The 20119-nt window shown below is 36.0% G+C and carries 14 protein-coding genes and 1 tRNA gene; 7 read left to right on the forward strand and 8 right to left on the reverse strand.

Annotated elements, in window-relative coordinates; translation table 11 throughout:
* Nucleotides 1-74 precede the first annotated feature (74 nt).
* Complete coding sequence (yycF, locus tag EKM60_RS05070; protein WP_125713101.1) at nt 75-779, reverse strand: response regulator YycF; 705 nt, start codon at nt 777-779, stop codon at nt 75-77.
* A 156-nt stretch (nt 780-935) separates the two neighbouring features.
* On the opposite strand from yycF, the gene EKM60_RS05075 reads away from it, so the two are divergent.
* Nucleotides 936-1008: transfer RNA gene (locus EKM60_RS05075), tRNA-Lys, on the forward strand.
* Between the two features lie 759 nt (nt 1009-1767).
* Here EKM60_RS05075 and EKM60_RS05080 read toward each other — a convergent pair.
* Nucleotides 1768-4506, reverse strand: a complete 2739-nt coding sequence (locus EKM60_RS05080) for a cation-translocating P-type ATPase (RefSeq protein WP_125713103.1) — start codon at nt 4504-4506, stop codon at nt 1768-1770.
* Nucleotides 4507-4687: 181 nt separating this feature from the next.
* The gene (locus EKM60_RS05085) at nt 4688-5320 is read right to left on the reverse strand and encodes a pentapeptide repeat-containing protein (protein ID WP_125713105.1); all 633 of its coding nucleotides are present in this window, start codon (nt 5318-5320) and stop codon (nt 4688-4690) included.
* 250 nt (nt 5321-5570) lie between these two features.
* Here EKM60_RS05085 and EKM60_RS05090 point away from each other — a divergent pair, with 250 nt between their 5' ends.
* Nucleotides 5571-6863: an L-cysteine desulfidase family protein gene (locus tag EKM60_RS05090; RefSeq protein WP_125713107.1), complete on the forward strand. Its 1293-nt coding sequence runs from the start codon at nt 5571-5573 to the stop codon at nt 6861-6863.
* A 458-nt stretch (nt 6864-7321) separates the two neighbouring features.
* On the opposite strand, the gene EKM60_RS05095 is transcribed toward EKM60_RS05090, so the two are convergent.
* The 3 genes from EKM60_RS05095 to thiD are packed head-to-tail and all read right to left on the reverse strand — an operon-like array spanning nt 7322 to nt 9185.
* Nucleotides 7322-7879, reverse strand: coding sequence for a TIGR01440 family protein (locus EKM60_RS05095; protein WP_125713109.1), 558 nt, complete (start codon nt 7877-7879; stop codon nt 7322-7324).
* A gap of 10 nt (nt 7880-7889) precedes the next feature.
* Complete coding sequence (locus EKM60_RS05100) at nt 7890-8390, reverse strand: ECF transporter S component (protein WP_125713111.1); 501 nt, start codon at nt 8388-8390, stop codon at nt 7890-7892.
* Between the two features lie 9 nt (nt 8391-8399).
* Nucleotides 8400-9185: a bifunctional hydroxymethylpyrimidine kinase/phosphomethylpyrimidine kinase gene (gene thiD, locus EKM60_RS05105; RefSeq protein ID WP_125713113.1), complete on the reverse strand. Its 786-nt coding sequence runs from the start codon at nt 9183-9185 to the stop codon at nt 8400-8402.
* A gap of 123 nt (nt 9186-9308) precedes the next feature.
* Here thiD and EKM60_RS05110 point away from each other — a divergent pair, with 123 nt between their 5' ends.
* The 5 genes from EKM60_RS05110 to EKM60_RS05130 all read left to right on the forward strand — a co-directional run bounded on the left by EKM60_RS05110 (nt 9309) and on the right by EKM60_RS05130 (nt 18215).
* Nucleotides 9309-10715: an aminotransferase-like domain-containing protein gene (locus tag EKM60_RS05110; protein ID WP_125713116.1), complete on the forward strand. Its 1407-nt coding sequence runs from the start codon at nt 9309-9311 to the stop codon at nt 10713-10715.
* 39 nt (nt 10716-10754) lie between these two features.
* Nucleotides 10755-12521, forward strand: a complete 1767-nt coding sequence (locus EKM60_RS05115) for a glycerophosphodiester phosphodiesterase (RefSeq protein ID WP_125713118.1) — start codon at nt 10755-10757, stop codon at nt 12519-12521.
* Nucleotides 12522-12570: 49 nt separating this feature from the next.
* Nucleotides 12571-13491 carry an aldo/keto reductase gene (locus tag EKM60_RS05120; protein ID WP_125713120.1) on the forward strand — a complete coding sequence of 307 codons (921 nt, stop codon included), beginning with the start codon at nt 12571-12573 and terminating at the stop codon, nt 13489-13491.
* Nucleotides 13492-13680: 189 nt separating this feature from the next.
* A complete protein-coding gene (locus tag EKM60_RS05125; protein WP_164508328.1) occupies nt 13681-16002 on the forward strand; it encodes a SpaA isopeptide-forming pilin-related protein in 2322 nt (773 codons plus the stop codon).
* A 155-nt stretch (nt 16003-16157) separates the two neighbouring features.
* Complete coding sequence (locus EKM60_RS05130) at nt 16158-18215, forward strand: HelD family protein (RefSeq protein WP_125713124.1); 2058 nt, start codon at nt 16158-16160, stop codon at nt 18213-18215.
* Here EKM60_RS05130 and EKM60_RS05135 read toward each other — a convergent pair.
* Nucleotides 18195-18956, reverse strand: coding sequence for a YibE/F family protein (locus EKM60_RS05135; protein ID WP_125713126.1), 762 nt, complete (start codon nt 18954-18956; stop codon nt 18195-18197). The genes EKM60_RS05130 and EKM60_RS05135 overlap by 21 nt on opposite strands.
* Nucleotides 18956-20032, reverse strand: coding sequence for a YibE/F family protein (locus EKM60_RS05140; protein ID WP_125713128.1), 1077 nt, complete (start codon nt 20030-20032; stop codon nt 18956-18958). The genes EKM60_RS05135 and EKM60_RS05140 overlap by 1 nt, the downstream gene beginning before the upstream one ends.
* Between the last annotated feature and the right edge of the window lie 87 nt (nt 20033-20119).

Consider the following 20119-nt stretch of genomic DNA (forward strand, 5'->3'; position numbering starts at 1 on the left):
TCATTATACAGCTATGAAGATAACAAAAAAACTGACTCGCAACTTCAAGTCAGTTTTATTTGTTACATATTTTTCTAAACTTCAGAATCAGGATCTCTCAAATAATAACCTACACCACGTCTGGTCATTAACCATTCAGGTTGACTAGGATTATTTTCGATTTTTTCACGGAGTCTACGTACAGTAACATCAACTGTTCTGACATCACCAAAGTAATCGTATCCCCAAACTGTTTGAAGTAAATGTTCACGTTTCATTACTTGACCAATATGTTGTGCCAAATAATAAAGTAATTCAAACTCACGATGAGTTAACTCAATTTCTTTACCATTTTTAGTTACCGTATAAGCATCAGGGAGAATAGTTAGATCACCGATCTTTATTTCACTAACTTTATTATCTTCATTTTGAGCGTGCCTTTGTGTTCTCAAACGTGCTTTGACACGTGCAACTAATTCTCTATTAGAGAATGGCTTTGTGACATAGTCATCTGCACCTAGTTCCAAACCAATGACCTTATCGATCTCTGCGTCTTTGGCAGTTAACATGATAATTGGGGTGTCTTTAGTCTTGCGAACCGTTCTAGCTACTTCTAGACCGTCAATTACAGGCAACATCAAATCAAGTAGAATTAAATCTGGATCATCTTCTTCTACTTTATCCAATGCTTCTTGACCGTCGAAAGCTGTTATAACTTCGTAGCCTTCGTTCTCAAGGTTATATTTAACAATGTCTGAAATAGGTTTCTCATCGTCTACTACTAGAATTTTCTTAGCCATATTATCTCTCCTTGACTTGACCATTATACTAGTTATAACCTATTAAAACAAAATCAGCATAACTGAAGCTTAAAAATAAAAATTTTTATTTAAAAAACCCTTGCCCCTGATTTGTCCCTTATGGTATTATATAACTCGTTGATTGATAGATCACATGGGTGGCTAGCTCAGCTGGCAGAGCAACGGACTCTTAATCCGTGGGTCCAGGGTTCGATCCCCTGGCCACCCATAACTTAACCGATTACTTAGGTAATCGGTTTTTTTGTGTCTACAAATATTATAATATTTATAGACCTAATATGTTAAATAATAAAAGCCTAGGTTAGTAAGATTAGCAGCTATTGAAATAATTCAAATAATTTTAAAGTGGGCAAATATATAAGAAAGTTTAATAATTTTTTACATTGATATATAATTAGGACTAAGTATCAATGGAATGGTTAATCTAATTTGAAAGAACGTGATACTCATTTTGATTAGGCACAATAATTTTTTTAAGGATAATGGCAATCAATACGCTGGTGTTATTAATAATAATTAATGACTACATACCCCATCTAATCAAAACAATTTCTAAGATATTAGATGAAATTTCTGCTTTGTTAGATAGTATTAGTCTACTAATTATTAAGTTTAAGAATTTAAAAAAGCAAATTAAAAAGTAGGCCCTTATATTTAGCTTTGCCAGAAGCTAAACAGCCTACTTTTCAAAAAAGCAAAAACCATCCATTGTTACTTTCAAAAAAGAGGAGAACGGAACTCCTCTTTTTTGTTGCTCTAGAAAAATGCTTCAATATTCTATTGAGCTACAGCTCAATCTTAGCAACACAAAACATAACTGTCAACCAATTAAGATGTTTTATAAATGCCTTATAACATAAGGACATTTAAAAACAAAAGCTATGTGTTTTATAAATAATATTAATTTAAAACATCGAAAAAGACATATTTGCAATCATCCAAATATGTCTTTTTATTGTTATTAACTTTACTTCTTCAACCAAACTAATGCTTTTATCCCGGAGATTAAGAAAACAGGTATTGCAGGAATGAATATCACCATCAGGTAAACGATTCCACTTAGTCTTGCTGTACCCATTACTTCATTAAAGAATGGTGAGATAGTTACGAACAGTGAACTTATTGCTGAAAAGGCAACTGCCATAACTAGTTTTGGATTGCCAAAAGGATTTCTGTGGAACAATGTCTTAGAACTTCTAGCGTCAAAGACATTCCACAATTGACCGAATACTAATGTTAGAAAAGCAACTGTCTGTGCTTCTTCAACTCTCATCCCACTTCTAGCAGCCAATACAAAGGCTACAAAGACAACCAATCCCATTGTTATACCACGAACGATAATTCGACTCATCATCCCGTTAGCTAAGATCGACTTATGCGTGTCACGTGGTGGTTCATTCATGATATCTGACTCTGGAACATCATATCCTAAAGCAAATGATGGCAACGCATCGCTGACCATATTTACCCATAACACCATCAAGGCGGTCAAAGTTGGTGTATTACTACTAACATTACCAATATCATGAGTGATCAATAGCAGTCCTAATAACAACGACAAGACTTCTGCCACATTAGTCGTCAATTCATGACGCATAAAGTTTTTGATATTTGTAAAAATAGTTCTACCAGCTTCAACTGAATGCTCGATCGTAGTGAATTTGTCATCTAATAAGATCAAATCAGCAGAATCTTTAGTAACATCTGTCCCATTTATACCCATCGCTACACCAATATCTGCCGCACGTAGAGCTGGCGCATCATTTACACCATCACCTGTCATAGCGACAACTTCCCCATGACGTTGTAATTGATTAACAATCCTTTGTTTATGTTCTGGTGAAACACGTGCGTAAACTCTAATATCTTCAACTTTATCAAATAATTCATCATCTGATAGTTTATCGATCTGCTTACCTTCCATTACTTGCGTGCCCGTATGTGAGATGATCCCTAACTTAACCGCAATAGCTTGCGCTGTTTTGGCATGGTCCCCAGTGATCATCACAACATTTATATCGGCGTTATGAAGCGTTTCAACTGAATCTCTAACTTCTTCTCTTGGTGGATCAATAATCCCGGCCAAGCCAAGTAATGTAATATCTTTTTCTAGATCTTCCATTGAGGCATTCATAGCTTCATCTTCAGATATAATTCTTTCACCAACTGCTAAAGTTCTCAAAGCTTCATTAGCGAATTCATCGATCTTAGTTTCAAATGCTTTATTGTCAGTATTGATGGCAATATTCAACAGTACGTCAGGTGCACCTTTAGTTAATACCTTATACTCATCGCCACTTTTAATAACAACACTCATCATTTTTCTCGTACTATCAAATGGAAAGACTCTTAAAATATCATAGTCTGTCTCATCTTTTTTATTTAATAATTCATGTCGATCTAAATTTAACTTTAACCCTAGAACTACTAAAGCAACATCCGTTGGGTTCCCAAAAGGTACATAATTTCCATTCTCATCCCTTGATACGTTTGCCTCGTTGTTCAAAATACTAGCAATGACAAACTTTTTGGCTGAATCAATTTTATTTGAAGGTGTTATTTCACCTAAAGGATCGTATCCACGTCCTTCCACTTCAAATTCAGTTCCGTCAGCAAAAAATCTCGTTACTGTCATCTCATTTTTAGTCAATGTACCTGTTTTGTCAGATGCAATAAAAGTTGTTGACCCCAATGTTTCCACGCTATTGAGCGATTTGATCAGACCTTTGCTCTTAGTAAGAACTGTCGCACCAATTGTTAGAACGATCGACAATACTGCAGGCAAAGCATCTGGTATAGCGGCCACGGCTAAAGCTATCGCTGTGGACAAGATAGCTGCAAAACTAGTGAATGAAAATGTTCCCGTTGTTAACCATGTCTTCAATGATCCAGCTACAAGCGTGAATAATACCACACCACCAGCCACATACATCAACTTACGTGTTAAGTCATTTACTGTTTTCTCGATTGGAGTTTTCTGATCCTTTGTATCTTTTAACAGACCAGCAATTTTTCCTAATTCTGTTTCCATTCCTGTCGCAACTACAACTGCGTACCCATTACCATTAGTTACTGTTGACCCAGAATATCCCATATTTTTACGGTCACCAAGATCAGTATCTTCTGGTAAAGCATCAACTACTTTTAAAATTGGATCTGACTCACCTGTTAAATGTGCTTCTAAAACTTGTAATTCTGATACTTTGAACCAGCGTACGTCAGCTTCAATAAAATCGCCCATCTTTACACTGATAATGTCCCCAGGTACTAAAAGATCAACTTTAATTTTTTCCCAATCACCATCACGTAAAACTGATACCTGATGATTATTCATTTCTTTTAAACTATCAAGCGACTTTCTAGCACTGACTGTCTGCCATACTGACAAACCACTATTGATAAAAATCAGTATTAGAATGGCGATTGCTTCATAGAATGATGACATTGCGTGCTTAACATCACCGTTTTGTGTTAAATCATAAACGCCACTTACCAGAGATAATAAAACCGCTAGCAACAAAATTATCACTAGTGGTTCTTTAAATGAGTGGAGCAACACTTTCCAAATCGGAGTAGGCGCTTCTTGTTGTATTTCGTTTTTACCATATTTCTCAAGACGTATTTTGACTTCATCTCTAGTCAATCCTTCATGACGACTACTATTTAATTCTTTTAACACATCTTCTTTATTTTGGTTGTAAAACATATCCGCGCCTCCCTTGAATTAGTTTTTATTTTACTTTTGCATAAGTGACTACTTATAGATTAACAAATATTTTTATAGTACGCCAGACTTTTTAGCATTATTCTTGACATTTTCTTCTGATTTTTGATTAATAAAAAGATCTCTTCATATATACATGACGAGATCTTATTACAAAAAATTTTTACATGTAACCTTCGGCTTCTTTTCGCGTCATCCAAAAATGAATCCCGCCAGTTGAGTCGACCCATCTGTTGGGGTTAAAGTTATTAGCTACAATAACGTGCCCTACACGATAGACAAAGTTTGGATCAACATAAGAAATGGCATCATGGTAAATGTCATCAGTATACATATCATCGATTGTCATAACTTTGGCTTTATCACAGCGACATGAATTAGCCGTTGCCGATGTTCTCTGAGCATCTGCTGGGATCAAAAGCTTCACGATTCGATAATCAAAACACTTCTTATATCCTAGAAATGCACCCTTTTCTGGGCAATGCATTCTAAAGTGTTGCGTAGCTTTATCATAAATAATTCCAGTTAAATCAGCATTTTCTAGCATAGAGTGAAACATATTAGCACCAGAAATATCACTGTAACTCAAGTCACATCCACGAAGATCAGCACCAACTAATGATGCATTTTTTAATGAGGCATGTGAGAAATTACAATTCTCAAACAGACAATTGCTAAAATCAATGCCATCCAAGTCAGCTTTAGAGAAATCCACATCATTGAAACGGACATTATTATAATTTCTATTTGATAAATCCTCAGTAGTAAAATTTTTATCGATTATTTGTTCAACCATATCTAGAACCTCTTTTCGTTCATCTTGCAAACGTTTCCCTTAATACTAAGTGTAGGTCAAATAGTGAATTTAATCACTATTTTTAGAAGTTTAATTTTAGAATTTAGGAAAGCGTTTACTCATATGATATACTCGTTACGGAATCAGTATCTAGGTCGATAAACATAGGATTATGCTTGCCACCCAGAAACATATTTTAGGCATATTCTTCAACTCATCACCTGTAATTTTTTGAAAGGATATATTGATTATGTGCTTACAAGAAGAAACCAGAACCAACTTTATCCAAGCATTAAAAAATGGTGTAGTTCCAGCTACCGGCTGTACCGAACCAATTGCAGTTGCCTTTGGAGCAGCAAATTGCCTAGCCTATCTGGAAAACAAAGATATTCAAAAAATTGAAATTAGTGTTTCTTTAAGTGTTATGAAAAACGCTATGGCAGTGATCGTTCCCGGTACTGGAAAACCCGGATTGTTGATTGCAGCAGCTACCGGTGCTATTGCTGGTGATCCAACCGCCGGATTGAACGTTATAGCCAACTTGACAGATGACGATTTACCTAAAATAAATAAACTCGTCGAATCTGGAAAAGTCTCTGCGAAAATAGCTCCGGTTGAAGATAAACTCTATGTTGAGGTTATCGCGACTGATAAAGAAGACACCGTAAAAGTTTGTATTGCTGGTGGTCATACTAATATCTTCTTAATTCAAAAAAATGATCAAGTGATATTTTCTAAAAATCGCCCTGCAGCATACTCAGTTTCTGAATCACAGGAATTTCTTCAGACTGTAAAGTTCAAAGATGTTTGGAATTTTGCTCAAACTGAACCATTAGAAAATATTTTCTTCATTAAAGATTCGGCAAATTTAAATATGGCCTTAGTAGATGATGGTTTGACACATAGCTACGGACTTAATCTAGGAAAATCTCTAAAAAACTCTCCTCTAGATTCAGCAACAGATGATTTCTCTAATAAATTAATTTCATACTCATCCGCGGCTTCAGATGCCCGAATGGGTGGTTCCCAACTACCAGCTATGACAAATTCCGGATCAGGCAATCAGGGGATTGCCGCTACTGTTCCTATTTGTGTAACAGCAAAGTATGTCGATGCATCAGAAGAACAATTAATACGTGCCTTGACCGTATCCCATCTGACTGCACTCTACATTCATGCCTTCTTACCCGTTCTATCAGCTTATTGTGCCGTAGATTCAGCTGCTATGGGTGCTGGTGTAGGTTGCGTTTATCTATTGAAAAATGATTATGAAATGGCTACTGCGAGTATTAAAAATATGGTGGGAGATGTTTCCGGAATGGTCTGTGACGGTGCTGGTTGTTCCTGCGCTATGAAAGTGGCAAGTTCCGTTTCATCAATGTATCGTTCCATGAATCTAGCTATTCAAGGTATCGTAATTCCTGGAAGCAATGGTTTAGTTAGCGATGAAGTTGATACCACTATTCGTGGATTAGGAGTTCTTGCTACAGATGGACTTAAAGAAACCAATCCCGTTATTTTGGATATTATGATGAGTAAGTAGCCGGGTTTCCGCTTCCGGAAGTGAGGACTTCGTGCCTGCTGTGGAACCGACACGAACCAAGGTTTCGTGTCTCGATTTTGAGCTTTGCTGTCGCAAATCTCAGAATCGTTCATGGTGTACGGACGAAATCGTCCTACGCCATTGTCACTGCTGGCGCGAATTCCTCACTTCCTCCAGCTCTTTTTATGACAATTATTGTATAAATTTAAAATGGCTACATCTCAAATAATATTGAGATGTAGCCATTTTTGTATTGAATCTCATATATTAATAAACAAAACGGAGGTTAAGAGTAATTCCACCAGTTGTGGTTGTGGCGTTGGAACGTTGGTTTTCCGTTCTTACACCACGGACGATTTGAAGATTTGCGAAATATGCAAAGCTTCAAATTGAGTCTTCGGACCTTGACCGAAGATGATCCCACAACAGGCGATATTACTCTTAACCGGAGACCAAATCTATTTTATAGGATCATAATTAGCCCGAGGACCGCCAACATATTTAGGACGTGATCGTAACGCCGTTACATGTGCTGATCCTAAAGTGTCCTTTGTTGGGCGCACTGGAACTTGAACGAACTTAACATGCATGCCTATAAAAGTATCACCTATATCCAATCCCGCTTGAGCGGTAACATGCTCCACCTCTACTGGATCTTTAAACTGTTTAAACGCCTGAATTGAAGCTGCACCGCCAGCATGTAAAGCTGGAACTACTGAAACAACTTCTAAGTTATTATGTTTAGCAACTGACTTTTCTACTACTAAGCTACGATTAATATGTTCACAGCCTTGAACAGCTAGATTAATTCCTTTAGGAGTTAAATTAGCTAATAAAGTCTTGATGATGACTTCACCAACATCTAAGTTAGAATCTTTCCCAATCCGTCCGCCTGCCACTTCACTAGTAGAACATCCCAAAACAAACAAATCGCCATCTTCTAAATTTGCGGCACCTAAAACATCTTTAACAATACTATCTAAATCATTTTCTATCTTATTTAAATCTACTACCATAAATACACCCCTAAACTAAGTTGGGTCTGAATTTAACTAAACTTTCTACAATAAGTAATGTAACTGCCATACCAAAACCAACTTGAATAATATTACTGAAAATTGATGCAATGCCTGCTGGCCAACCGAATAACAAAGCTGTTGCCAAGCAATAACCAACTACCATAATGATGCTTCCGATAAGTAACGGAATAATTGTATTCTTGATCTTTTTATTTCTTTCTGGTGTGAAGTAAGCGACCGCTGCACCTTGTAGGCCGTGAATAATCAGAGAGAATAAACACCATTCTGGATAACCAGAAATAATATCAATTAAGAATCCGCTGACTGCTCCAACGGTGAAGCCCATTGGGTTTCCGAATAAAATTGCACTAGTATAAATACCTACTTCACAGAGCGTTACGATTCCCTTTGTTGCAGGAATGGGAATGATAACAAGTAATGACAAGCTGACGGTCATAGCAATTAAAATTGCCGCCAAAGTTATTTGTTTAACTGAATTATTTTTCATTATTTACCCCTAATGTCGATAAGCGCCTTGCCAGACGCTTCCTAATTGAGAATTTATTTTGATTCCTTTTTCAATTCCTGAATGTACAAACCTCTTAGCGAAATACACTGATTCTGGTAAAGGCTGTCCTAATGCAAGTTCAGCCGTTATAACGGCTGAAAACGTACAACCTGCACCATCAGTCGTATTTTTAGATATTTTAGAACTTTCAAACCAATAATCTCTGTCCTCATATCTTAAATAATCAACTGCCATATCTCCGGGAAATCTATTGCCCCCTTTGATGACTACATTTTGGCAACCAAATTTTTGGATTAAGATTGCGGCCTTTTTTATATCTGCTTTAGTCGCAATTTCTTTTAGACCACTTAGTTGCTTGGCTTCTTCTAAATTGGGTGTAACTACGTAGGATAAAGGTAACAGTTTATCCTTTAAAACATCCAAATAGTCAGTTTCTATTTGCGTACTGCCTTCTTTAAATACCAATACTGGATCAACTACTAGCGTCAATTCATACTGAGATATTTTATGGCAAATACTTTTAATAGCTGACAAATCGCCAAGTAATCCGGTTTTGGCAAAATGAATCGGTAATTGATCTAAAATTGAATCCAATTGCTGCAAAATAACAGCTGAATTGATTTGATTTAAAACAACTTCATCATTAATGATCGAAGCAATACTAGTTAAAGCACTGACGCCAAAGACATCTAGTTCTTCAAACGTCTTTAGATCAGCCTGAATTCCACCGCCGGCTAAACTGTCTGAACCAGCAATTGTTAAAACATCCTCCATCAATTTACCTCCCATTTAAGAACAAGTATTACGTTAGACTGGTTTTACTACAACATCCAATTGGCTTGTTTTTTATCCAGCCAATTATTATACTAAAGAAAATTTACCCGAGGTGGATTCAAAATGATCAATTGGCATGATGATTTACCCGACATTAAACCTAAATATTTGGCCATAACAAAACTCATCAAGAGTTTGATTCAAGAAGAAAAACTATTACCTGGTCAAAGACTTCCCTCTGAAAGAAAATTGGCACAATTATTTGAAGTCGATCGTTCAACCGTGACTCGAGCACTATTAGAATTAACATCATCAGGTTTGCTCATAAAAAAAAGTGGTAGCGGGACCTATATTTCCCAACTACCACAATTACATGCATTGCCAACCAGAGTTAACTGGCATTTATTTTTAGAGAACAACAAAACAAGTTACTCATCATATCAAAGTAAGATCACTCAAACACGTGCCTTGGATAATGGGAAAATTTTAGACGCTGCTGGAAATGAATTGCCAATGGAATTAATTCCCAATTTAGGCTCACTGCAGATGAATTGGCAAAGTTTCTTACTTGCTCAAAAACAATCTCAGGATGCTGGTTATTTACCGCTGATTCAAACTATCGGTCATATCCATGAACAAAAAAAGCAATTTAAATTGAACGATCAGACACTTTTGATTACTGGAGGTGCACAACAGGCATTGTTACTGGTCTTGAGAAGTTTGCTCAATGTTGGTGATTCTGTGGCCTTTGCTCAACCCTCTTACTTTAATTCCAGCGCTATCTTCAAAACTGTTGGTGTTCGTACTTTTCCCATTCCACTAACAGATACGGGCATGGACCTAAACATATTAGAAGATGTTATTCTAAAGCATCGCATCAAACTATTGATCCTTAATCCTACTTTTCAAAATCCCACGGGTGAAATTATTTCTCTTGAACAACGTCAAAGAATTCTAAAATTATGCCAAGAATATCAAATAGCCATTATTGAGGATGATGTTTTTGGGTGGCTGGTAGATTCTAAAGATGAAGTCCCAACCTTTAAATCACTGGCTCCAGAAAACGTGATTTATATCAGTTCCCTTTCCAAACTACTAGGTTCAAGTACTAGAATTGGCTCGATCGTAGCTCCAGAAACTATTGGTCAACGCCTATTACAAGTTCAAAAAAAATTGGATATCGTCCCCAGCATGCTAGCCCAGGTTATGGCCAATCTAGCTCTGACCGACGAAACATTAAATGCCGAAATCAATAAATTAACCAAAGAACTAACCACAAGACGCAACAATATCACTAAGATCTTGCAAAACTTAAAACCAGATTGGAATTTTAAAACACCCAAGGGCGGTTTTTACTTATGGATCAAACAATCTGATCCTGATATTTTTGAAAAACTACTAAAAGAAAATATCTTAGTCAAACCCGGTCCGATATACGGCACAACTAAACAAGATTTTCGTTTCAACTTTGCTAACTTTGATTTAGACAAACAGAAAAAATTACGCTCAGCACTGGCAAAAGATAAGTAGTATATTTAGTTATAATGATTTTAATTAGGGGATATTCACATGGGGAGTTTTAGAGATTTCAGAGCACTAAATCACACATTCTGGATTAATTTTTGGAAATATAGCCAAATTATCATTTTAGTGGAAATGTCGATAAACTTAATCGTCATTCCAATTTTAAATGTTCTAACAAACGGTATTTTAGACTGGGGAAATGTTAGTTACGTTTCATACACTAATATTTTAGATTTGATTACTAAAAAGCCACTGGTAATACTGGGATTACTATTCATTCTGTTGTTGATTTTGATCTTGATATTCTGTCAATTCACTTTACTCTTAACCAGTTTCCAAGCTATCAAATCAAATGCCAATTTACGCTGGCGTAATTACTTCAAGGATGTCTTTAAAAATGTTTATCAAATGTCATTTAAAGGATTCGGTTTCTTCTTACTATACTTTTTACTAGTCTTACCGATCGGTGATATCGGATTTTATTCAAATTTGTTAAACAAAGTGAAAGTTCCAGAATTCATCTTAGAATGGATCTTTCAAGAGCATTTCTATGTTGGTGCACTATTAATCATTTCATACATAGTTATCTTTTATATTGGATTACGGTGGCTATTCGTTCTGCCAGCAATAATCTTTGAAAATAAAACTATTAGACAATCGATTCATTACAGCTGGAATAAAACTAGAAATCGCACACTTCACTATTTGTTGATTTTTTTGATCATCTCAACCGTTGTGCCAGTAATATTTGAAAGTATCTTATTTCTTATCATTGGATTACAGTGGGTGATCGACAAGATTCCTGTTGTCAGATTCCCGATGGCAGTTATTAACATGACGATCGTTCAAATCGTCAATTATTCCGCTAGTATTTACGGAACATCAATTGCGGCTTTAATAATCCTCAGTAAAACAAAAACTTCATACTTTGCTTCAACGAGAAACAATAAAGCACACAAGTGGTTCTGGGCTTTACTCGCTGCAGGTATCCTTTTCAGTTTTATGAGTTACAATACCGTTTATTTCAAAGGTTGGTTATTAGAACGTCCCGTTACAATATCCCATCGCGGTGTGGATGATGGTAATGGCGTTCAAAATTCCATCCCAGCACTAAGAAAAACTTCCAAAGAAAAACCATCTTATATCGAAATGGATATTCAAGAAACCAAAGATCATCAATATGTCGTCTATCACGATACAACTTTAAAAGGCTTAGCAGGAATTAAAAAACGACCTAGTCAGATGACTTTGGAGCAACTAAAAAAGATCAAAATTCATGAAAATGGAAAAACTGCTCATATTGCAAGCTTTGATGACTACCTAGCCGAATCCACAAGATTGCATCAAAAACTATTGATCGAATATAAAGATGTTAAGGGAAATAGCAACCATTTTGTTAAGGGATTTGCTCACAAATACAATCGTCAATTGCAACATAACGGCGATATGGTCCATTCATTAGACTACAATTATATTCAAGAAAGTAAGCGTTATATGCCCAATGTCCCTGCTAGTTATATCCTATCTTATAATCTATCTGGTGTGCCAAAAACGCATGCCAATGCTTTTACTATGGAATATACGACCTTGAATTCTACTTTTATCGATGAGTCACATGTACTTAATAAACAGGTCTTTGCTTGGACGGTCAATAATTCTAGTTCAATGGATCAGATGATTTTTCTTGGTGTTGATGGAATAATAACTGATAATTTAGCGGATCTGAAACAAGAAATAAAAAATAATTTCGATGAATCTTCTTATTCAACGAGAATTCTTAATTATGTAGTTCAAATGCAGAAACCCTTTTAAGTTGTTATAATTAAATCATTAAATATGCATCAAAATAGGAGGAAATTAAATGAAACAGCGTAACATTGGTGAGACAAGTTGGGAAGCTTCAGCAGTGGCTTTAGGTATTATGCGTATGAATAAGCTTACTTCGGATCAAGCTGTCAAAACTATCGAAGCAGCCTACGATAGTGGAATTAATTTCATAGATGCAGCCGATGTGTATGGAAATGGCGACTCAGAAAAAATTTTTGGTGAGGCTTTGAAGAAAAGCAACATAAGCCGAGACGACCTCTATATTCAATCAAAAGGTGGAATTATTGCCGATACACGTTATGACTTTTCTAAACAACATTTAATTGATGCTGTAAACGGAAGTCTAAAACGTTTGGGTGTAGATTATTTAGATTCATTTTTACTACATCGTCCCGATCCATTAATGGAACCAGAGGAAATTGCCGAAGCTTTTGATGAATTGCAAACTAGTGGTAAGGTTAGACACTTTGGTGTTTCAAACTTTAATCCACAACAATACTTGATGGTTCAAGAAGCTGTCAGCCAACGTTTGATCATCAATCAATTACAATTTAGTATTATGCATACTGGCATGGTCGATTTCGGTATGCATTCCAATATGAATGACTCCCGTTCGATCAATCATGACGGAGGTATTCTTGAATTCTCAAGACGTATGGGTGTTACTATCCAAGCTTGGTCACCTTTCCAATATGGGTTTTTCGATGGCGTATTTATCAATAGTGATAAATTCCCAGAGTTGAATCAAAAACTCCAAGAGCTCGCCGATAAATATGGTGTAAGCAAAAACGGTATTGCTACTGCTTGGATCTTACGTCATCCTGCAGATATGCAAGTCATCATTGGAACAATGAATCCGGAACATATTATTGACAGTGCAAAAGGTGCTGATGTAGATCTTACTAAGCAAGAATGGTATGACATTTACTTCGCAGCCGGTAACGATTTACCATAGAATTAATCAAGATCAATCGGAAGATTGGTCTTTTTTTATTAACAAAAATATTATTGGTATATAATTTAATTACTGTTATATCGGGATTAAATAATAATTGGGCTAATTATTGTATTAAAAAATAGCCAGGATCTATAATTACGTTTGATTAAAAGATAAGAGCATTTATTGCTAAGGGAGATGTTAATCATGCGCATTAAAAGATCTAAGCTTTTAATTGCAATGATAACGGTCATATTGGCCCTTTTAGCATGGATAGTTCCAAGTTCTGAGACTGCTCGTGCCGCAACTACCGATATTCAACCATTATCATCTATTCCAGTATCTGGATTAGACGCTGGAGATGCTGTTGTAACAAATTCAAGTGGTAATGTCGTGCAAAACGGCGATACCATGTATACTTGGGAAAAATTCAAGGTAGATTATCAATGGTCAATTGCCAACGATGTTCCTATTAAAGCTGGTGATACCGCACCATTCACTTTACCTGATGGTATAAGTTCCAGTGGTGATTTGAACAATATTCCAATGTACAATGACGAAGGTGTTCAAATTGGTACCTTTACACTAAAGGCCGGTCAAAAAACTGGTACGATCACCTTTAACGATGCATTCTCATCGGCAACACAAGATAGAGAAGGAACTTTGCATTTCAATGGTACTGGTACACAAACTAATACCGAAAGTCCTGGCCATTTTGATTGGACTGTCAACAAAATAGGCTGGTTAAACGAATACGACGAAAACGGACTTCCAAAATATGTTGTCTGGAATATCGCCTTTAATCCTAACAGTCAAAAATTATCTAACGTCGTTATAACGGATACATTAGGACCCGGACAAACTTACGTTAATAGTAGCGTAAATGCCTCTGCTGGTTCCTTTAGCGACAATGGTAATTTTGTACCTAATGGATCATATTTAACACCTAAAGTTACCGTTAATGGCGACAAAATAATGTTTGACTTCGGTAATATTGATACTGCCGTTAATATGACTTTTAGAGTTGAAATTGAGCCTAAAGCTGACGCCGGAAACAACTGGTACGACAATGCTTCATTATCATCTGATCAAGTTTCTGGTAGCGTTGGTTCTGACGTAAGCTGGGGTGGATCTGGTACCGGAACCGGTAACATCCTTGGAAATATTATCTTTGAAAAACGTGCCGATAATACTGGTAACCCATTACCTGGTGCTGTTTATGAACTCAGCGATTATAAAGGCAATGTCATTATGAGTTCCATTACTACCGATGAAAATGGTAGTTTCAGCATTCATGATTTACCCGTTGGAACCTATGTATTAAAAGAAATTAAAGCTCCTGACGGATATGCGTTAAATACTGAACCAATTACCTTTAGTGTCATGGGTGATACCAGCATACCAATTGATCTTGAACAATCTGATAGTCTTCTTCGAGGAACTCTTGGATTAACTAAATATGACGGAGCAACTGGTGATGCCCTTGCTGGAGCTGTCTATAATTTACTAGATTCTGAAGGTCACGTTATTAAATATGGACTCACTACTGACGAAAATGGTGCACTTAGTGTATCCGGATTAAAACTTGGCAAATATTCACTTGTCGAGACTAGCGCCCCTGAAGGATATTTAGTAAATAAGAATCCAATTGAATTTGATTTAACAAGTGGAAATAATTACCTCATGTACCAAGCTAATGACTATCCAATTTCATCCGGTGAAGACCAATTTGGTAATCTAGACTTCACTAAGACTGATGCAACAACTGGATTTGTCGTACCAAATGCTGTCTATGAATTAAGAGACGCAAATGATAAAATCATGAAAAACATTACAACCAATCAAGAAGGTAAGATTTATCTAGAAGGATTGGCTGAAGGAAAGTATTCATTAGTTGAAATCAAAGCCCCTGAAGGATATGTCCTTGACAAAACACCAATTTACTTTGAAATAAAAGCTAACCAAACCGTTGATGCTTCGGCCAAAGATAGTCAGGAATTACCTACAAATCCTGGTGTCACACCTCCTACTGAACCTGAGAATCCTGAAGAACCTGAGATACCTGGCGTTACACCTCCTACCGAACCTGAAAATCCTGAAGAACCTGAGATACCTGGCGTTACACCTCCTACCGAACCTGAAAATCCTGAAGAGCCTGAAATACCTGGTGTTACACCTCCTACTGAACCAGAAAAACCTGAAGAACCTGAACCCGAACCTGAAGAACCTGAAAATCCTATTGAGCCTGAGAAACCTACTTATCCAGAAGAACCCAGTGATCAAAATGATGAAGAACTACCTAGCGTAAAGCCTGTGGAACCTTCTCCATCTGTTCCTATTAAACCTGGTCAACCTGGAGTTATAACCGAACCTAACTTCCCAGAAACATCTCAATCTGGAGGATCAACTTCAACCGGAAAAGGTAGATTCCCTCAAACTGGCGATGCTAAAACTACTTTAATTATTGTAGCTGGATTTGCTGTTTTGATGTTCGTACTCGGACGTATAATCCGTAAATATGATAAATAGATCCTAAAATAAAATCCGCCCCATCCAAAAGGATGAGGCGGATTTTTTATCTTTCCATAGATAATTATGTACGCATTTTTAACCCAATACAAGACTGTTATTTAACGGCATATCGTAATATCATTTAATATCTAAAACAATTGTGGAGGTATTTTATGGATAGTACTTTTGATTTAGAACAAGCACACCTAAAAAACGTTTATCAAGAATTGAGCAATACTTTAAACAGTGTTGAAAGACTGATTTCTGATAACTCTAAAAATGCTAGAGATTTCAAAAGGCAATCTGGACACGATACAGCTTTAAACTTTGACAGTTACGCTGATAATCTTGATACTTTCGCTTCTATGGAAACAATGAATAAACAAATCGACTATTTTAACAGTAAGCAAACTCAATTAGAAGTTATTAAAAGCAAAACTAAACAATTACTGCCTAGCCCATATTTTTCTAGGATCGACCTGCAATATCCCGACGAAACCGAAGCGATTCCCTTTTATATTGGATCAACTGGATTTTCCAAAACACCTGAAGAACCCTTGGTAATAGATTGGCGTTCGCCTATCGCTGATTTATATTACAACAATAAAATTGGTAAAACCTTTTACAATGCCAATAATCATAAAATAGATGTCGACGTAACTACAAGAAGACAGTTTTTACTACACGACGACGTACTTCAAGATATTTTCGACACCGACGTAGCGATTCAAGATCCACTACTAGTCAAAACACTTCAGGAAAATAAAAGTAATCAGATGACTTCGATTACGGCAACAATTCAAAAAGAACAGAACTTAATTATTCGTGATGAAAACTCGTTGGCTTTATTAGTTAATGGTATCGCTGGAAGTGGAAAAACTTCTGTTGTTCTGCAAAGAATCGCTTATTTGCTCTATCGTTACCGCGATACACTCGTGGCCGAAGACGTCTTATTGCTGACACCCAATGCTCTTTTCACAAGCTATATCAATGATGTTTTACCCAGTTTAGGGGAAGATTCTCCTTCACAGATGACTTTTGAGCAATTTTTAGCCAACTTTGGTGACAGTAGAGATTTCAAAAATAAGCAAAGTCATTTAAAAGTCATCAACGAAAATATTGATAGTTTACATTTAACTGACAATGATTTTATTGAATTAAAACTCGATGACACAGTTATATTTTCAACCAATAAAATACTAGAATTTTTTAATAGGACACCTGCTTCATTGTCGTTACCAAAACGAATCACTGCTTTAGCGGAGTTACTACTAAGTAATGTAACTGACAATATCATAAAACTGTCATCTGATCCTGACATCCAAGCACAACTAGATGATTTAACAGATATGGAACAAGAACAAATCTTTGGTAAATCAATTACACCCACTACTGATCCAGAAATACGTCAGGCAACTAAAAAAATGTTAAATTGGCAATATCGTAAACTCATCCGACAAATAAAACAAAAAAATTGGCTCGATCTGTCCCAAATACTTACTGACATTCTGGGAGTAAAAGAGCACAACTTTATAGATTTTTCTTTTATTAAATTGAAACTGTTTAATCTTGCTAAAAATAATATTAAATTCGTCATGATCGACGAAGTTCAAGACTACACTTTGGATGAACTATATTTTCTAATAACTGCCCTACCAAAAGCCAAGTGGACTCTCGTTGGTGACGAATTTCAATCCATAAAGGATACAAATGAACCACTTACTTTTACCGATTTAGAAAACTTATTTGAAACAAATAAAATATCTGTCAAGCAGCGACATCTCTACACTAGCTACCGCTCAAGCGGCAATATTACCAAGGCTTTCACCAAATTTGGATCTAGCGAATTATCTAAAAAGATAAAAATCATTCAAACAGACGGTCCAGAAATCCAAAAATACACCTTAAATTCCGAACAATTAAACGAAACTATTGAAGAACAAATCAGACAATTTGACCCAAATAAACTTTCGGCTGTTATTACTACTGATATGACAACTGCAAAAACACTATCCGATGATTTAAATATAAAACTGTTAACGTCAAATAGCTTACTGCCTAAAAACGGAATTTCAGTCATGCCATTGATCATTGCCAAAGGTTTGGAATTTGATAACGTCATAGTAATAAATAACGATGCAACTTACTACACTAACGATCGAATCGGCCAAAATCGCATGTATACTGCACTATCTCGTGCTTCCAAAAATCTAATTATCGACACTATTTGAAGTTTTTTTTCCAACCCCTCGATATACAAAATAAGCAGTGATGGGAACTGTTAAAATAACCCCAACCGCACAGATCAACATTGTTAAAATCTCCGCTACCAGTAACTTGTCATTGATAATATCCGTAAATTTATAGTTCAACGAATTCATCAAGAAAAATAATGGAAATGTTGAAGAAAAGAAATTGAACAACAAGGTATTGGTCTGCGTACTGAGAATCTTATTACCAACAGAAAAGCCATCGGAGAAAACTTCTTTGGGAGTAAGTGTTGGTTTGCTGAGGATAATTTCATTCAATCCACTGGAGATGGCAACACTAGTTTCCGAAATAACTCCTAAACTATTAACCACAATTATCGCAATTGCTAGTTGTGGAAATGAAACTCCTGCTGCCAAAGAAAATGCCTCAAGGTCTTCTTGATTTTCCATGCCCATGCCTTGAGCACTGGCCCAAAATTCTAATGGTATCGTGATCAATAAAATAATAACGACGATCAAAATAGAAGTTTTGAAGGCAATGTTAGCAGTATTAGCATTCTCGACGTTCATATAAATCGCTACAATCAGTATTATCAAAGCGATAATTGCTGTCGTAATCAAAACATTGAATCCATCAGCAATTAGGATCAATAAGGCTACGATCGAAACTAGATTTATCGCCAAACCAAATAACAATGTGAAGCCACGACTACCTGCGACCATCAATAATAAAACTACAAAAGCACCTAATAGAAATAACATTAATAAGCCCTCCTTGTAATTATTTTACTGGCAATAAAACTTGTTATCGGCACGGTTAAAACAATTCCGATTGCACTGATCAAAAGTTGTGCAAAGCCAAGACTGAGTGTCATCGTAAATGTATATCCAATTGAATTACCATTACTCAAATATAATAGGATCAAATTTAAATGCTCCGCTATAACGATGAATAACAAAATATTGATCAGTGGTCCGATTAATTCTCGACCAATGTTTATGCCAGCTTTAAAGAGTGCACTCTCTTTGACATCATTGACTTCTTTTTTCATTTCGATCAGAGACGATGATATATCCATGGTTTCATCTAAAATAACTCCCAGAACACTGAAGATAACTTGTGACAAAAAGACACTGAAATATGGCTGCAAGCCAAAGTCGGTCAATTCCAAATGTACCCCACTGTTCCCTGAAAGTTTTAACAATAAAACACTCAATAAAATAGCTAAAGTTGTGGCACAGACGGTGCTGAGATATGCCATCAGTGCATCACTTGTCGGTCCCAGAATAACTAATAAGGCTATCCCAGAAATCAGAAGTGACGTTATAACGGTCATAATGAGTAGGTAATTATTGCTATTATGAATCAATAATTTGATGAATCCGTAATAAACTAATAGATTCAAAAGTACACTTATAAGTAATTTTGCACGGCTAAACTTCATACAGAATAACAGTATTACTACTAGTCCCAGCCCAAATACCAGAACTGTATCACGTTTCACATTCTTAATTGAATAGTGTTTACCTGATTTAGCTAAAATCACCTGTTGACCAGAGCGATACTTTTGATCGATCAATTGCGATTCATAGTAAGAATTCTTTAAAGTCACTCTCTGACCCTTTTTAGATGTATTCAATAACATACCAGTTAGTTTCTGACTCACTTGAGTATCAGTATTTTTGTATTCATCGGTACTTTTATCCTTACTGACAACTTTAGATTGCTGAATTTTCATCACTGGATTTCCATACATAAACGAATCAAAATGTGTAATAATCGTTGCTGTTAAAACAAGCAAAACCACGATCAAAATCCTAATCATATTTTTTTTCATAAAAACATCCTTAACGGTTTCTGATATACCTGATATCTTATCACTTTTCATTTACAGTATTTTTACAAAAAAAGTAAACAGTTCTTC

The organism is Companilactobacillus kedongensis, assembly GCF_003946625.1.
Classification (GTDB): Bacteria; Bacillota; Bacilli; order Lactobacillales; family Lactobacillaceae; genus Companilactobacillus; species Companilactobacillus kedongensis.

Excerpts from the sequence above, each read along its gene's own strand:
- yycF (WP_125713101.1), bottom strand. The coding sequence starts at position 779 with ATGGCTAAGAAAATTCTAGTAGTAGACGATGAGAAACCTATTTCAGAC.
- EKM60_RS05080 (WP_125713103.1), bottom strand. The coding sequence starts at position 4,506 with ATGTTTTACAACCAAAATAAAGAAGATGTGTTAAAAGAATTAAATAGT.
- EKM60_RS05085 (WP_125713105.1), bottom strand. The coding sequence starts at position 5,320 with ATGGTTGAACAAATAATCGATAAAAATTTTACTACTGAGGATTTATCA.
- EKM60_RS05090 (WP_125713107.1), top strand. The coding sequence starts at position 5,571 with ATGTGCTTACAAGAAGAAACCAGAACCAACTTTATCCAAGCATTAAAA.
- EKM60_RS05095 (WP_125713109.1), bottom strand. The coding sequence starts at position 7,879 with ATGGTAGTAGATTTAAATAAGATAGAAAATGATTTAGATAGTATTGTT.
- EKM60_RS05100 (WP_125713111.1), bottom strand. The coding sequence starts at position 8,390 with ATGAAAAATAATTCAGTTAAACAAATAACTTTGGCGGCAATTTTAATT.
- thiD (WP_125713113.1), bottom strand. The coding sequence starts at position 9,185 with ATGGAGGATGTTTTAACAATTGCTGGTTCAGACAGTTTAGCCGGCGGT.
- EKM60_RS05110 (WP_125713116.1), top strand. The coding sequence starts at position 9,309 with ATGATCAATTGGCATGATGATTTACCCGACATTAAACCTAAATATTTG.
- EKM60_RS05115 (WP_125713118.1), top strand. The coding sequence starts at position 10,755 with ATGGGGAGTTTTAGAGATTTCAGAGCACTAAATCACACATTCTGGATT.
- EKM60_RS05120 (WP_125713120.1), top strand. The coding sequence starts at position 12,571 with ATGAAACAGCGTAACATTGGTGAGACAAGTTGGGAAGCTTCAGCAGTG.
- EKM60_RS05125 (WP_164508328.1), top strand. The coding sequence starts at position 13,681 with ATGCGCATTAAAAGATCTAAGCTTTTAATTGCAATGATAACGGTCATA.
- EKM60_RS05130 (WP_125713124.1), top strand. The coding sequence starts at position 16,158 with ATGGATAGTACTTTTGATTTAGAACAAGCACACCTAAAAAACGTTTAT.
- EKM60_RS05135 (WP_125713126.1), bottom strand. The coding sequence starts at position 18,956 with ATGTTATTTCTATTAGGTGCTTTTGTAGTTTTATTATTGATGGTCGCA.
- EKM60_RS05140 (WP_125713128.1), bottom strand. The coding sequence starts at position 20,032 with ATGAAAAAAAATATGATTAGGATTTTGATCGTGGTTTTGCTTGTTTTA.